The 13,166-nt window shown below is 60.3% G+C and carries 14 protein-coding genes and 1 other RNA gene; 7 read left to right on the top strand and 8 right to left on the bottom strand.

Annotated features, from left to right (window positions below; translation table 11 throughout):
- Window positions 1-95: 95 nt before the first annotated feature.
- Window positions 96-459, bottom strand: a transfer-messenger RNA (tmRNA) gene (gene ssrA, locus ACJ8IM_RS22670).
- Between the two features lie 49 nt (window positions 460-508).
- A complete protein-coding gene (gene smpB / locus ACJ8IM_RS22665) occupies window positions 509-991 on the bottom strand; it encodes an SsrA-binding protein SmpB (protein ID WP_033654311.1) in 483 nt (160 codons plus the stop codon).
- Window positions 992-1,152: 161 nt separating this feature from the next.
- Here smpB and ACJ8IM_RS22660 point away from each other — a divergent pair, with 161 nt between their 5' ends.
- Together ACJ8IM_RS22660 and ACJ8IM_RS22655 are read left to right on the top strand one after the other, a co-directional pair.
- Window positions 1,153-1,587, top strand: coding sequence for a type II toxin-antitoxin system RatA family toxin (locus tag ACJ8IM_RS22660; RefSeq protein WP_033648948.1), 435 nt, complete (start codon window positions 1,153-1,155; stop codon window positions 1,585-1,587).
- Window positions 1,580-1,864, top strand: a complete 285-nt coding sequence (locus ACJ8IM_RS22655; protein WP_004929098.1) for an RnfH family protein — start codon at window positions 1,580-1,582, stop codon at window positions 1,862-1,864. Before ACJ8IM_RS22660 ends, ACJ8IM_RS22655 begins: the two co-directional genes overlap by 8 nt.
- Before the next feature lie 114 nt (window positions 1,865-1,978).
- On the opposite strand, the gene bamE is transcribed toward ACJ8IM_RS22655, so the two are convergent.
- From bamE to nadK, 3 genes are all read right to left on the bottom strand, one after another.
- Window positions 1,979-2,317 carry an outer membrane protein assembly factor BamE gene (bamE, locus tag ACJ8IM_RS22650; protein ID WP_004929101.1) on the bottom strand — a complete coding sequence of 113 codons (339 nt, stop codon included), beginning with the start codon at window positions 2,315-2,317 and terminating at the stop codon, window positions 1,979-1,981.
- A 240-nt stretch (window positions 2,318-2,557) separates the two neighbouring features.
- On the bottom strand, window positions 2,558-4,219 hold the full coding sequence (gene recN / locus ACJ8IM_RS22645) for a DNA repair protein RecN (protein WP_033654310.1): 1,662 nt from the start codon (window positions 4,217-4,219) through the stop codon (window positions 2,558-2,560).
- A gap of 86 nt (window positions 4,220-4,305) precedes the next feature.
- The gene (nadK, locus tag ACJ8IM_RS22640; protein WP_033654309.1) at window positions 4,306-5,184 is read right to left on the bottom strand and encodes an NAD(+) kinase; all 879 of its coding nucleotides are present in this window, start codon (window positions 5,182-5,184) and stop codon (window positions 4,306-4,308) included.
- 125 nt (window positions 5,185-5,309) lie between these two features.
- Between nadK and grpE the strand changes: the two genes are divergently transcribed.
- Window positions 5,310-5,894 (top strand): nucleotide exchange factor GrpE, encoded by a 585-nt coding sequence (gene grpE, locus ACJ8IM_RS22635; protein WP_033654308.1) that lies wholly within the window; start codon window positions 5,310-5,312, stop codon window positions 5,892-5,894.
- Window positions 5,895-5,950: 56 nt separating this feature from the next.
- Here grpE and ung read toward each other — a convergent pair whose 3' ends face one another.
- Window positions 5,951-6,634 (bottom strand): uracil-DNA glycosylase, encoded by a 684-nt coding sequence (gene ung, locus ACJ8IM_RS22630; protein ID WP_033635636.1) that lies wholly within the window; start codon window positions 6,632-6,634, stop codon window positions 5,951-5,953.
- 347 nt (window positions 6,635-6,981) lie between these two features.
- Here ung and grcA point away from each other — a divergent pair, with 347 nt between their 5' ends.
- The 3 genes from grcA to ACJ8IM_RS22615 all read left to right on the top strand — a co-directional run bounded on the left by grcA (window position 6,982) and on the right by ACJ8IM_RS22615 (window position 9,259).
- A complete protein-coding gene (gene grcA, locus ACJ8IM_RS22625; RefSeq protein ID WP_004929114.1) occupies window positions 6,982-7,365 on the top strand; it encodes an autonomous glycyl radical cofactor GrcA in 384 nt (127 codons plus the stop codon).
- A gap of 183 nt (window positions 7,366-7,548) precedes the next feature.
- Window positions 7,549-8,511, top strand: a complete 963-nt coding sequence (locus ACJ8IM_RS22620) for a DUF2974 domain-containing protein (RefSeq protein ID WP_033654307.1) — start codon at window positions 7,549-7,551, stop codon at window positions 8,509-8,511.
- The gene (locus tag ACJ8IM_RS22615; protein WP_033654306.1) at window positions 8,504-9,259 is read left to right on the top strand and encodes an ankyrin repeat domain-containing protein; all 756 of its coding nucleotides are present in this window, start codon (window positions 8,504-8,506) and stop codon (window positions 9,257-9,259) included. Before ACJ8IM_RS22620 ends, ACJ8IM_RS22615 begins: the two co-directional genes overlap by 8 nt.
- A gap of 52 nt (window positions 9,260-9,311) precedes the next feature.
- Here the strand turns inward: ACJ8IM_RS22615 and srmB are convergent, their stop codons facing one another.
- The gene (gene srmB, locus ACJ8IM_RS22610) at window positions 9,312-10,634 is read right to left on the bottom strand and encodes an ATP-dependent RNA helicase SrmB (RefSeq protein WP_025303951.1); all 1,323 of its coding nucleotides are present in this window, start codon (window positions 10,632-10,634) and stop codon (window positions 9,312-9,314) included.
- Between the two features lie 132 nt (window positions 10,635-10,766).
- Between srmB and trmN the strand changes: the two genes are divergently transcribed.
- Window positions 10,767-11,513: a tRNA(1)(Val) (adenine(37)-N(6))-methyltransferase TrmN gene (trmN, locus tag ACJ8IM_RS22605; protein WP_172448746.1), complete on the top strand. Its 747-nt coding sequence runs from the start codon at window positions 10,767-10,769 to the stop codon at window positions 11,511-11,513.
- Window positions 11,514-11,551: 38 nt separating this feature from the next.
- On the opposite strand, the gene nadB is transcribed toward trmN, so the two are convergent.
- Window positions 11,552-13,153 (bottom strand): L-aspartate oxidase, encoded by a 1,602-nt coding sequence (nadB, locus tag ACJ8IM_RS22600; RefSeq protein ID WP_172448745.1) that lies wholly within the window; start codon window positions 13,151-13,153, stop codon window positions 11,552-11,554.
- Window positions 13,154-13,166 lie beyond the last annotated feature (13 nt).

Below are 13,166 nucleotides of genomic sequence, written 5' to 3'. Positions count from 1 at the left end.
CAATTCTCGGTAGACTACTATAGACGTAAAAAAGCCCGCAAGGCTGGTTCCATGCGGGCTTAGTAGACTTCATTGAACTTCAAACAACTAAAAAGTGGTGGAGCTGGCGGGAGTTGAACCCGCGTCCGAAATTACTACACCGTCGGCACTACATGCTTAGTCCAATCTTTACATTCGCCGGCCAGCTGCGGATGGACACGCTACTGACAGACTAGCCTGATTGAGTTTAACGCTTCAGCCCCAGGCAGGACATCCACGCGATCTCTTTTGGGTTTGACCTCTCTTGATCCCCGTCCTAAGAGCGGAGGCTAGGGAGAGAGGGCTCTAAGCAGGGTATTAAGCTGCTAAAGCGTAGTTTTCGTCGTTTGCGACTATTTTTTTGCGGCTTTTTACGAGGCCAACCGCCCCTCGGCATGCTCCTAGGGCTTCGCAAATCCCGTCGAATCCAGAATCAGCCCCAAGTAACTTTGTGCAGTATACCAGAAGTTTACTGCGATAAGCCAGCGGCTTAACGATTGGCGTGCTTCATGATACGGGCTTTCGCCGTCTGCCATTCGCGATCTTTGATGTCATCGCGTTTGTCGTGCTCTTTCTTGCCTTTGGCTACGCCGATCTTGATCTTGCTCCAGGCATTTTTCCAATACAGGGATAAGGCCACCACGGTGTAACCATCGCGGTTGACGCGGCCGAGCAGGGTATCCAGCTCGCGTCGTTTCAGCAGCAGTTTACGGGTACGCGTCGGATCGCACACCACATGCGACGAAGCCACGTTGAGCGGAGTGATGGTGGCGCCAAACAGATAGGCTTCACCGTCACGGAACGTCACGTAGCTGTCGCTGAGGTTGGCTTTGCCTGCACGCAGCGATTTAACTTCCCACCCTTGCAGCGACAGGCCCGCCTCGAACTCTTCTTCAATGAAGTATTCGAAACGCGCGCGCTTGTTTTGAGCAATGGTGGCGGAACCGGGTTTGTGTGCTTTTTTCTTTGTCATAGTGCGTTCATTATACTGGATGCTTCAGCGAAAGAAATCCTTTCCCGTTCAGCACCTGCGCAATTTTTCGCATTTTTGGCGCCTTCATCCCTTAGCAGATTTTTTGTTTGCCGCCAGATAAATGGTATTATCTGTACGTTTTATGTCTCACAGGAAATGATATGCCCCAGATCAGTCGGTCTGCATTAGTGCCGTTCAGCGCCGAGCAGATGTATCAGTTGGTTAACGATGTTCACTCTTATCCCGATTTTCTGCCAGGTTGCACCGGCAGCCGGGTGCTTAACGCTACCTCCAACGAAATGACCGCCGCGGTGGACGTCGCCAAGGCCGGTATCAGCAAGACCTTCACCACGCGCAATACGCTGCTGGATAACCAGAGCATCAATATGCAGCTGGTCGATGGCCCGTTCCGCAAGCTGATGGGCGGTTGGCAGTTCACGCCGCTGAGCGAAGAGGCCTGCAAGGTGGAGCTGCACTTGGACTTCGAGTTCACCAACAAACTGATTGAGCTGGCGTTCGGCAAGGTGTTCAAAGAGCTGGCGGGCAACATGGTGCAGGCATTCACCCAGCGGGCGAAAGAGGTCTACAGTGTCTGACATCCAGGTCGAGGTGGTGTACGCCTTGCCGGAGCGCCAGTACCTGCGCAAGGTGAAGCTGGCCGAGGGCAGCAGCGTCGAGCAAGCGATCCAGGCTTCGGGCCTGCTGGAGCTGCGCCAGGATATCGATCTCAAGAGCAACAAAATCGGCATCTACAGCCGCCCGGCCAAGCTGGGCGATACGCTGAACGACGGCGACCGGGTGGAGATCTACCGGCCGCTGATAGCCGATCCGAAAGAGCTGCGCCGGCAACGGGCAGAAAAGGCAAAAAAATAAGGCGCTTATAGCGCCTTATTTTTTTATCTGAAACTGATTTTCTCTTCCGCGTTGCAGCCTGCGACTGTCATGAGGAACAGCATGCCCCCTCATGGGCCGGAAGAGCGGCGCCGATTACTTGGTCAGCGCCGGTTTGTTCTGGATATCGGTCAACACGCCTGCGCTGTCGAAGGTTAGCGTCAGCGTCTGCTGGGTGATGTCTTCATGGCCAGGCTGCTGGCGGAACACATAGAACCACGTCTGAGTCCCGAACGGGTCTTGCAGCATTGGGGTGCCCAATGTGTAAGCGACCTGTTGCTGGGTCATCCCTTTCTGAATTTTCGCCACGTCGGTCGACGTCAGGTAGTTCCCCTGGTTGATGTCAGGACGATAAACCACCTTTTCAAAAGTAGAACAGCCTGCAGTCAGCATCACAAGAACTACAGCGGCGGCAGTCAGCGTTTTACAGCGCATAGTAATCACATTCCTTTAGGGCATAGGATGCCGATGATAATAGACCTTGCGGCAGTTGGAAACCTTTATACCCTTCATCTTTCAAGTTGCGACGCGTTGGCTTTCTTTCAGCACCTCAAGCGCTTGGCATGTTTCAGGCCGTTGAGGAGGCTTAGGATCGCCGCCGCGCCGCACTTTAGATATCTTTCGGGTCAACAGCGTCACTGTCAGACCGCAGGAAAGTGAAAAAGTTGAGCTTTTTTATGCCGCCAGCAGTTCTTTGGCGTTCGCCAACGTATTGCGGGTGACTTCACTGCCGCCGAGCAGGCGCGCCAGCTCCTGCAGCCGGGCGCGTTTATCCAGCGGCGCCATCTGGGTTTCGGTGACCGTGCCGTCGGTCTGCTTGCTAACGAACAGGTGCTGATGCCCGCATCCGGCCACCTGCGGCAGGTGGGTCACGCACATCACCTGGGTGGATTCGCCGAGCTGGCGCAGCAGGCGGCCGACGATGGCGGCGGTCGGGCCGCTGATGCCCACGTCCACCTCATCGAAGATCAGCGCCGGGGTTTCCATCTTGCGGGCGGTGATCACCTGAATCGCCAGCGCGATGCGTGACAGCTCACCGCCGGAGGCGACCTTCGCCAGTGGCTGCAGCGGCTGCCCCGGGTTGGTGGAGACGCAGAACTCGGTGCGGCTGGCCCCTTCGGCGCTCAGATGCTGCGGCTCGAAACGCACGTCGATGTTGAACTTGCCGTGCGGCATGGAGAGCGCCTGCATGCTGTCGGTGATGAGCGTGGTCAGCTCGGCGGCGTAATGCAGGCGTTTCTGATGCAACTGTTTCGCCAGCGCCAGCGCCTGCTGGTGATGCAGGGTGACCGCCTCGTTCAGGTGCTCATGGTCGCTTTCCTGCTGCGACAGCAGCTGCTGTTCATCCAGCAACTGCTGATGCAGCTGCGGCAGCTCTTCCGGCGCAACCTGGTGTTTGCGCGCCAGGCCGATTTGGCGCGACAGGCGCTGTTCCAGTTCGTGCAGGCGATTGGGATCGAGATCCATGCGATCGGCGTAGTGGCGCAGCTCGTCGCTGGCTTCGCTGATCTGGATAGAAGCCTCTTCCAGCATGTCCAGCAGGCCGCTGAGCTTGTCGTCCAGCCCGGCCAGCTCGAGCAGCAGGTGCTTGGCGCTGTAGAGCTGGCTGAGCATGTTGTTCTCGTCGCTGTCGGCCAGCAGCTGCAGCGTCTGCTGGCTGAGGGTCAGCAGCTGGCCGCTGTTGGCCAGGCGCTTGTACTCGGCGTCGGTCTGTTCGAACTCGCCGGCCTGCGGCGCGAATTCGTTCAGCTCTTTCAATTGGTATTGCAGCAGCTGCTTGCGTGCTTCGCGCTCGATGGACTGCTGCTGATGGTGCGCCAGCTCGCGGCAGCTCTGGTGCCAGCGTTGGTAGGCCTGGCTCATCGCCGCCAGCAGGGCGGGTTCGTCGGCGTAGGCGTCGAGCAGCGCTTTTTGGTGCTCCGGTTTGAGCAGCAACTGATGGGCGTGTTGGCCGTGGATTTGGATCAGGCGTTGCCCCAGCTCGCGCAGCTGCGACAGCGGCACGGCGGTGCCGTTGATAAAGCCGCGCGAACGGCCGTCGGCGTTGATCACCCGGCGCAGCAGGCATTCGTTGCTGTCGTCCAGCTGGTTCTGCTCCAGCCACTCGCGCGCGGACGGGGTGTCCGCCAGCGAGAAGCGGGCGCAGATGTCGGCGCGGGCGGCTCCCAGGCGCACCACGTTGCCGTCGGCGCGGTTGCCGAGGCACAGCCCCAGCGCATCGATGGCGATGGATTTGCCGGCGCCGGTTTCACCGGTGATCGCCGTCATACCCGGTTGAAAATCGATTTCCAACTCACGAACGATAGCAAAGTTGCTGATGGTTAATTGCGCCAGCATGGGAACCTTCCTGTGTATAAACACATAACTGTAGTTTCATACAGTATAAACTGGTTTTATATACAGTAAAGTGGCCGGCGCAGATTTTAGAACAATTTTTTCGACCAGCCCAGTTTGGTGCTTAACGTGTTGAAATAGCTGTAGTCCTTTGGGTGAATCAGGTTCAGGTGGAAATCGCTGCGGCGGATCAGCACTTCTTCGCCTTCCTGGATCGGCAGCGCGATCTGGCTGTCGCAGCTGATCTCCAGATCGCTGCCGATCTGCGAAAACTTCAGGCGGATGGTGCTGTCGCCGTTGATCACCAGCGGCCGGGCGGAGAGGGTATGCGGGAACATCGGCACCAGCGCGATCGCTTCCAGCGACGGGGTGAGGATCGGCCCGCCGGCGGAGAGCGAGTAGGCGGTGGAGCCGGTTGGCGTGGCGATGATCAGGCCGTCGGAGCGCTGCGAGAAGGCGAAGCGATCGTCGATGTACACCTCGAATTCGATCATGTGCGCCACTTTGCCGGGGTGTAGCACCACTTCGTTGATGGCGGTGCTGATGCGGCACTGCTGGTGCTCTTTATGCACGATGGTTTCCAGCAGGAAACGCTGTTCGTCGATGTACTCGCCTTCCAGCACGTCCGCCAGCTGCTGCAGGGCGTTGTCGGGATCGAGATCGGTGAGGAAGCCGAGGTTGCCGCGGTTGACCCCGATCACTTTGATCTCGTAGCGCGCCAGCACGCGCGCGGCGCCGAGCATGTTGCCGTCGCCGCCGACCACCACCGCCAGGTCGGCGCGCTGGCCGATATCCGCCAGGCTGCCGGTCACGGCGTCTTTCAGCCCTAAATCATGAGCGATCTGGCGTTCGACCATCACCGAATAGCCGCGGGCGACCAGCCAGTGGAACAGCATCTCGTGGGTTGCCAGCGCTGAAGGGTGACGCGGGTGGCCAACAATGCCAATACAGGCGAATTTTTTATTCATTTGTTGTGATTTTCCTCACCGGGAGCCGTTTATGCCCCACATTGTGACCGGTTGACTTGAAACCCCGGTTTTGATCCCCATAATAAGCCAAGTTGCGAGATTAATGCTAAAACGCGGAGATATTCATGAGTAGTAAAGAACAGAAGACGCCAAACGAGCAAGTCTCGGAAGAAATGGAACAACACGCTCACCACGAGGATACGCTGCCGGAAGCGGCGGAAGGCGTCGATCTGCGCGATGCGCGTATCGCCGAACTGGAAGCCCAACTGGCGGAAGCTCAGCAGCACGAGCGCGACAGCCTGCTGCGCGCCAAAGCCGAAGCGGAGAACATCCGCCGCCGCGCCGAACTGGACGTCGAGAAAGCGCACAAGTTCGCCCTGGAGAAATTCTCCGGCGATCTGCTGCCGGTGATCGACAACCTGGAGCGCGCGCTGGATCTGGCGGATAAAAACAATCCGGAACTGGCCGCGATGATCGAAGGCATCGAGCTGACGCTGAAATCGCTGCTGGGCGTGGTGCGTAAGTACGGCATCGAAATCGTCGGCGACGTCAACGTGCCGTTCAACCCGGAAGTGCATCAGGCGATGAGCATGATGGAATCCGCCGATCATCAACCGAACCACGTGATGATGGTGATGCAGAAAGGCTATACGCTGAACGGCCGCCTGCTGCGCCCTGCGATGGTTGCGGTCTCCAAAGCCAAGGCGTAATCGCCCCGGCAACGGCATAAAGAAAGGCACCCGAGGGTGCCTTTTTTGTTTCTGGGTTACGCCTGCGGCAGGCGCGGCATCCAGTCGATCGGCGTGAGCCCTTGCTGCTCCAGCAGCTGATTGGCCTGGGAGAAGTGGCGGCAGCCGAGGAAGCCGCGGTGCGCGGAGAGCGGCGACGGGTGCGGCGCCTTCAGCACATGGTGGCGGTTGCGGTCGATAAAGTTGCCTTTCTTCTGCGCGTGCGAGCCCCACAGCAGGAACACCACGCCTTCGCGGTTCTCGTTCAGGGCGGCGATCACTTTATCGGTAAAGGTTTCCCAGCCCAGGTTGGCGTGCGAGTGCGCTCGGCCGCCTTCCACCGTCAGCACGGTGTTGAGCAGCAGCACCCCCTGTTCGGCCCAGCTTTGCAAATAGCCGTGATCCGGGCGTTCGAAACCGGGAATGTCGGTCGCCAGCTCTTTATACATGTTCACCAGCGACGGCGGCGCCGGCACGCCGGGGCGCACCGAGAAAGAGAGGCCGTGCGCCTGATTGGGGCCGTGGTAGGGATCCTGGCCGAGGATGACGACTTTGACGTCCGCCAGCTCGGTATAGCGGAAAGCGTTGAACACGTCCTTCTGCGGTGGATAAATGGTCTTACCGGCCTGGCGTTCAGCGGCAACAAAGGCGAGCGTTTCAACAAAATAGGGTTGCTCTTTCTCTTTGCCGATCACGTCATGCCAGGTGAGGGAGGTGGCCATAAACGCTCTCCTTTGTTTTCTTTAGCAATTCATGGGCTATAGCTTACCGTGTCGGCTCGCGCAGCGAAACCCGCTTTTCATTTCTCGCCGCTGCGTCTTATGCAATTAATTTTGAAAATTTACAAAAAATAATTGGTTTTTGCCGCAGTGGGAAAATTGATATAAAACATAAATTTGCCCCTTCACGCCTTGTGCCTACCCGGTAAAAATTGACTTTAATCAAGGAACTGGCTTAGTCAGGCTGGTATACAGAACAACAAGACAACAATGGTTTTACCAAATGGCCGAAACCAGAATTGGGTTTTCTCACGACGTGAATTTTTACGCCCTTGTACGGAGGCAACATAATGATTACCGGTATTCAAATTACCAAAGCGAACGACCAGGCGCTGGTGAATTCTTTCTGGCTGCTGGACGATGAAAAAGCGGAAGCTCGCTGCGTGTGCGCCAAGGCCAACTACGCGGAAGATCAGGTTGTCGCGGTGAGCGATCTGGGCCAGATCGAATACCGTGAAGTGCCGCTGGAAATGCAGCCGACCGTGCGCGTGGAAGGCGGCCAGCACCTGAACGTCAACGTGCTGCGTCGCGAAACCCTGGAAGACGCGGTCAAGCACCCGGAAAAATACCCGCAGCTGACCATCCGCGTGTCCGGCTATGCGGTGCGCTTCAACTCCCTGACGCCGGAACAGCAGCGCGACGTTATCGCCCGCACCTTTACCGAAAGCCTGTAATTTGCGGCGCAGTCAATCAGGGAGCTTCGGCTCCCTTTTCTGCGTTTGACGGCCGAAAATCGAACGCGGATCACATTCTGCACAAAGATAAGCATTTCTAATACAGAACTCATCCGACCTGCCGATAGCTAAATCAGCACCTATTCAGGTGCTCAATAAAAAGTCTATCGACAAGGAGTCGGCATGAGTATGCCTTTAAGTTTTACCTCTGCAGTATCCCCGGTGGCCGCGATCCCTACGCCTCGCGCCGCTGCCGAGACGGCGACGGCGGCGCTGCCCGCGGCAACGCCGGCAAATTCGGCGCCGGTAGCCACCCCCTCTCAGAACACGCTCAATGCGCAGAATCTGTTGAATACGCTGGTCGGCGATATCTCAGCGGCGGCACCGACGGCGGCGGCAGCGCCGGGCGTGACGCGGGGGCAGCAATCGCAGGAGGGGGATTATGCATTGGCGCTGTTGGCCAAGGACGTTTATTCACTCAATGGCCAGGGTGCCGCCGGGTTCAACCGCCTGAGCGACAGCGCGCTGCTCGGTTTCGGCATCGATCCCGCCAGCCTGCACGACGCGGGCAGCGGTTTCCAAGCTGGGATTTACAGCAACGACAAGCAGTATGTGTTGGCGTTCGCCGGCACCAACGACTGGCGCGACTGGCTGAGCAACGTGCGGCAGGCGACGGGCTATGACGATGTGCAGTACAATCAGGCGGTTGCCGCCGCCAAAAGCGCCAAGGCGGCCTTCGGCGATGCGCTGGTGATCGCCGGCCATTCGCTCGGCGGTGGTCTGGCGGCCACGGCGGCGCTGGCGACCGGCACCGTCGCGGTCACCTTCAACGCGGCCGGGGTCTCGGATTACACCCTGAATCGCCTGGGCATCGATCCGACGGCGGCGAAGAAAGATGCCGAAGCCGGCAGCATTCGCCGCTACAGCGAGCAATATGACATGCTGACCAGCACCCAGGAATCGACCTCGCTGATCCCGGACGCCATCGGCCACAACATCACCCTGGCCAACAACGATACCCTGACCGGCATCGATGACTGGCGGCCGAGCAAGCATCTGGATCGCAGCCTGACGGCGCACGGCATCGACAAGGTGATAAGCTCGATGGCGGAACAAAAGCCGTGGGAGGCGAAGGCCAATGCCTGAAGGGCGTCGCTTGCGGTGGGCGCTGGCGATAGCCTTACTGGCGCTGGTCGCGGTGACCGGTTTACTGATGATGGCTAAGGAGCAACAGATGGGGCAGGAGATTTCGCCGTTTGACGGCCACAGCAATCTGGCGCTGGCTCAGGCGGTGGCGCGCGGCGATACGCAGGGCATCCGTGCGCAGGCCACGCAGGATCGTTTGCGCGAGCGGGGCGATCGGCAGGTCACGCTGTTGCAGTGGGCGGTGCTTTCGCAGCAGCCGGGTAGCGTGCAGGCGTTGCTGGATCTCGGGGCCGACCCGGCGGCGGCGGGGCTGGACGGCAACAGCGCGCTGCACACCGCGGCGATGTTGCAAGACGCGCAGTACCTGCGGTTGCTGCTGACCGAAGGGGTGCAGGTGAACGTGCGCAATGCCGTTACCGGCGCCACGCCGCTCGCGGCGGCGGTGCTGGCCGGGCGCGAAGATCAACTGCGGCTGTTGCTGGCGGCCGGGGCGGACACCACCTTGAGCGATCGGCTGGGGGATACCCCGCTGCATCTGGCGGCGAAGATTAACGCGCCGCACTTGGCGCTGCTGTTGTTGCAGGCCGGGGCCGATGCCCGGGCGCGCAACCAGCAGGGCTTTGCGTTCCAGTTTTATTTCTCGCAAACGCCGGCGCATTTGCAGAATGACGAGCTGAAGGCGCAGTTCCGCGAACTGGACAAATGGCTGCAGGGGCACCGCTTGGCCACGCACTACGCGCAGCCGTAAACGCCCATAAAAAAACCGCCTGTACAGGCGGTTTTTTCTTAGGCAGCGGGGGTTATTCCGCGTCGCCGGCCGGTTTGGCCTTCGCCTGACGGCGTTTGCCGACGTTTTTGGCGTCGCGATGGCGCACTTTTACCTTGGCCTTTTCTTTGTTCTTCGCTTTATCTTCCGCGCGTTTGGCCAGCACTTTTTTCGACGGCTTGCCGTTGCTCTTCTCATTCGGCACCTTGGTTTTTGGCCGCAGTTCGTCGATCACGCGCGCTTTCAGCGGCTCGTTCAGGTAACGGCCCACTTTGCCCAGCAGCAGATGGTCGTGCGCTTCCACCAGCGAAATGGCGGTGCCTTTGCGCCCGGCGCGGCCGGTACGGCCGATGCGGTGCAGGTAGGTGTCCGCCGTGCGCGGCATGTCGAAGTTGAACACGTGGGTGATATCGAGGATATCCAGGCCGCGTGCGGCAACGTCGGTGGCCACCAGCACGTTAACCCGGCCATCCATCATGCGTTTAACCGCTTCGTTGCGTTTGGCCTGCACCATTTCACCTTCGAGATAGCAGGTGTTAATGCCCGCTTCGCGCAGCCAGGTGGCCAGCTCGTGCACGCGCTCGCGTTTGCGCACGAAGATCACCGATTTCTGCACGTCCGGCTGCTGCAGCAGGTGGATCAGCAGCGCGGTTTTGTGCTGCACGTCATCGGCGCGGTAGTACCACTGCAGGATCTTTTTGCGTTCGCGGCGCGACGGATCGGCCTCCACTTCCACCGGCTCTTTCAGGATGCGCTCGGCGAATTCGCGGATCGCTTCGCCTTCCAGCGTGGCGGAGAACAGCAGCGTCTGGTTGCGCCAGCGGGTTTCGGCGGAGATGGTTTCGATGTCCTGCGCGAAGCCCATGTCGAGCATGCGGTCGGCTTCGTCGAGGATCAGGGTTTCCACCGCGCGGCAGTCGAAGTTCTCTTCTTTAATGTATTGCAGCAAACGGCCGGTGGTGGCGACCACCACGTCCTGGTTTTCGCTGAACACTTCCGCGTGGTTCATGTAAGCGACGCCGCCGGTGATGGTGGCGATATCCAGCGAGGTATGAGCAGCCAATTCACGCGCCTGATCGGCGACCTGCATCGCCAGTTCACGCGTTGGCGTCAGGATCAGTACGCGCGGCGGGCCGGATTTCTTGCGTGGGAAGTCCAGCAGGTGCTGCAACACGGGCAGCAGGAAGGCGGCGGTTTTGCCGGTGCCGGTCGGAGCCGAACCTAAGACGTCGCGCCCGTCCATCGCCGGCGGGATCGCAGCGGCCTGAATGGCGGTGGGGCGATCGTAGCCTTTGTCGCGCAGCGCGTCGATCAGGCGATCATCGAGTTCGAGTTCGGAAAAAGTGGTTGCTGTCATGGTCTACCTCTACTTGGGGCGCCGATTATAGACGGGTTGGCCGCGATCTTCACCTATTTAAGCGGAAAGCCGCTCTTTTCCCGTCGATCAGATTGCCTTATGCTACGCCAGTTTTATAGCCAGGTGGTGAGTGTGAGCAAGCGATCGAAAGCCGATTTTACCCCGCGCCGCGGGGGTTTTACCTTTAAACAATTCTTTGTCGCCCACGATCGTTGCGCCATGAAAGTGGGCACCGACGGGGTGCTGCTCGGCGCCTGGGCGCCGCTGGGGCAGGCGCGCCGGGTGCTGGACATCGGCAGCGGCAGCGGGCTGATCGCGCTGATGCTGGCGCAGCGCAGCGGCGACGAAGTGACCATTGACGCGGTGGAGCTGGACGAAGCCGCCGCCGGCCAGGCGCGCGAAAATGCGGCGGCATCGCCGTGGCCGCAGCGCATCCGCGTGCATGCGCAGGATATTCACCATTATGCGCAGCGGCATGCCGCTGAGTATGATCTGATCGTCAGCAATCCGCCGTATTTCGAGCCGGCGGTGGCCTGTCGCGACCAGGCGCGCCACAACGCGCGCTACACCGAAACCCTGACACACGAGGCGCTGTTGGCCTGTGCGGCGCAGCTGCTGACGGAACAGGGGACGTTCTGCGTGGTGCTGCCGCACGATATCGGCGCCGAATTCGAACGCCTGGCGCAGCAAAGCGGCTGGCACACGGCGGCGAAAGTGAACGTCAGCGATCGGGCCGATACGCCGCTGCACCGGGTGCTGCTGGCGCTGACGCGGCGGGAAACGCCGCTGCAGGCGCAGGCGCTGGCGATCAAGCAGGCCGACGGCAGCTACACCGACGATTTCCGCCATTTGATCGCTGACTTCTACCTGTTCTACTGAAAAGAAAAGGGCGCCGATTAGGCGCCCTGTCGCAGAGTTTAAGGCTGCAATATGGTCGGCAGCGCTTCCGGCAGTAAATCCGGGTAGTCCAGCGTGTAGTGCAGGCCGCGGCTCTCTTTACGCGCCATGGCGCTGCGCACGATAAGCTCGGCCACCTGCACCAGATTGCGCAGCTCCAGCAGGTTGTTGGAGATGCGGAAGTGAGCGTAGTACTCGTCGATTTCCGCCTGCAGGGTGTTGATGCGGCGCAGGGCGCGCTCCAACCGCTTGGTGGTGCGCACGATGCCGACGTAATCCCACATGAACAGCCGCAGCTCGTGCCAGTTGTGCTGAATCACCACCCGTTCGTCCGCATCGTCCACCCGGCTTTCATCCCATTGCGGCACCTGTTTGGCCTGCTGAATGAACGGCAGGCGCGGCAGAATGTCTTCCGCCGCCGACCAACCGTACACAAGGCACTCCAGCAGCGAGTTCGACGCCATGCGGTTGGCGCCGTGCAGGCCGGTATAGCTGACCTCGCCGATGGCGTACAGCCCGTCGAGATCGGTGCGGCCGTGCTGATCGACCATCACGCCGCCGCAGGTGTAGTGCGCCGCCGGGACGATCGGGATCGGCTGCCGGGTCAGATCGAAGCCCAGCGTCAGCAGCTTCTCGTGGATCATCGGGAAGTGCTGGGTGATGAACTCCGCCGGCTTGTGGCTGATGTCCAGGTACATGCAGTCGGCGCCCAGGCGCTTCATTTCATGGTCGATGGCGCGGGCGACGATATCGCGCGGGGCCAGTTCGCCGCGCGGGTCGAAATCCGGCATAAAGCGGCTGCCGTCCGGGCGCTTCAGGTAAGCCCCTTCGCCGCGCAGCGCTTCGGTCAGCAGGAAGTTGCGCGCCTGCGGATGGAACAGGCAGGTCGGGTGGAACTGGTTGAACTCCAGGTTGGCGACCCGGCAGCCGGCGCGCCAGGCCATGGCGATGCCGTCGCCGGAGGAGATGTCCGGGTTGGTGGTGTATTGGTATACCTTGGCCGCGCCGCCGGTCGCCAGCACCACCGTTTTGGCGCGGTAGGTTTCCACCCGCTCCAGCTCGCGGTTCCAGACGTACGCGCCCACCACTCGGCGGGTGCCCGGCAGGCCGATTTTGTTCGAGGTGATGAGGTCAACCGCGTTGCGGCGCTCCATCACGCAAATATTGGGGTGAGCGCTTGCTTTCCCCACCAGCGTGGTCTCTACTTCCTTACCGGTCGCGTCCGCGGCGTGCAGGATGCGGCGATGGCTGTGGCCGCCTTCGCGCGTGAGGTGATAATGCTCCTCGCCCTGCGCGTTGACCTCGGTGTCGAACAGCACGCCCTGATCGATCAGCCACTGCACGCAGTGGCGCGCGTTGCCGGCGATGAATTCGACGGCCTCTTTGTCGCACAGGCCGGCGCCGGCAATCAAAGTGTCATCAACGTGTGAGGCAATGCTGTCCGTCTCATCGAACACCGCGGCGATCCCGCCCTGGGCGTAAAAGGTGGCTCCCTCGCTGAGCGGCCCCTTGCTGAGAACGGTAACCTTGCAATGCTGCGCCAGGCGCAGCGCCAGTGACAGGCCCGCAGCGCCGCTGCCGACGATCAGTACATCGCTTACATGTTCAGATGATGGTTGCATAACGTATGATGTG

The organism is Serratia sp. CY33525, assembly GCF_052169115.1.
GTDB lineage: Bacteria > Pseudomonadota > Gammaproteobacteria > Enterobacterales > Enterobacteriaceae > Serratia > Serratia sarumanii.
This window is presented reverse-complemented; position numbering and strand designations above follow the sequence as displayed.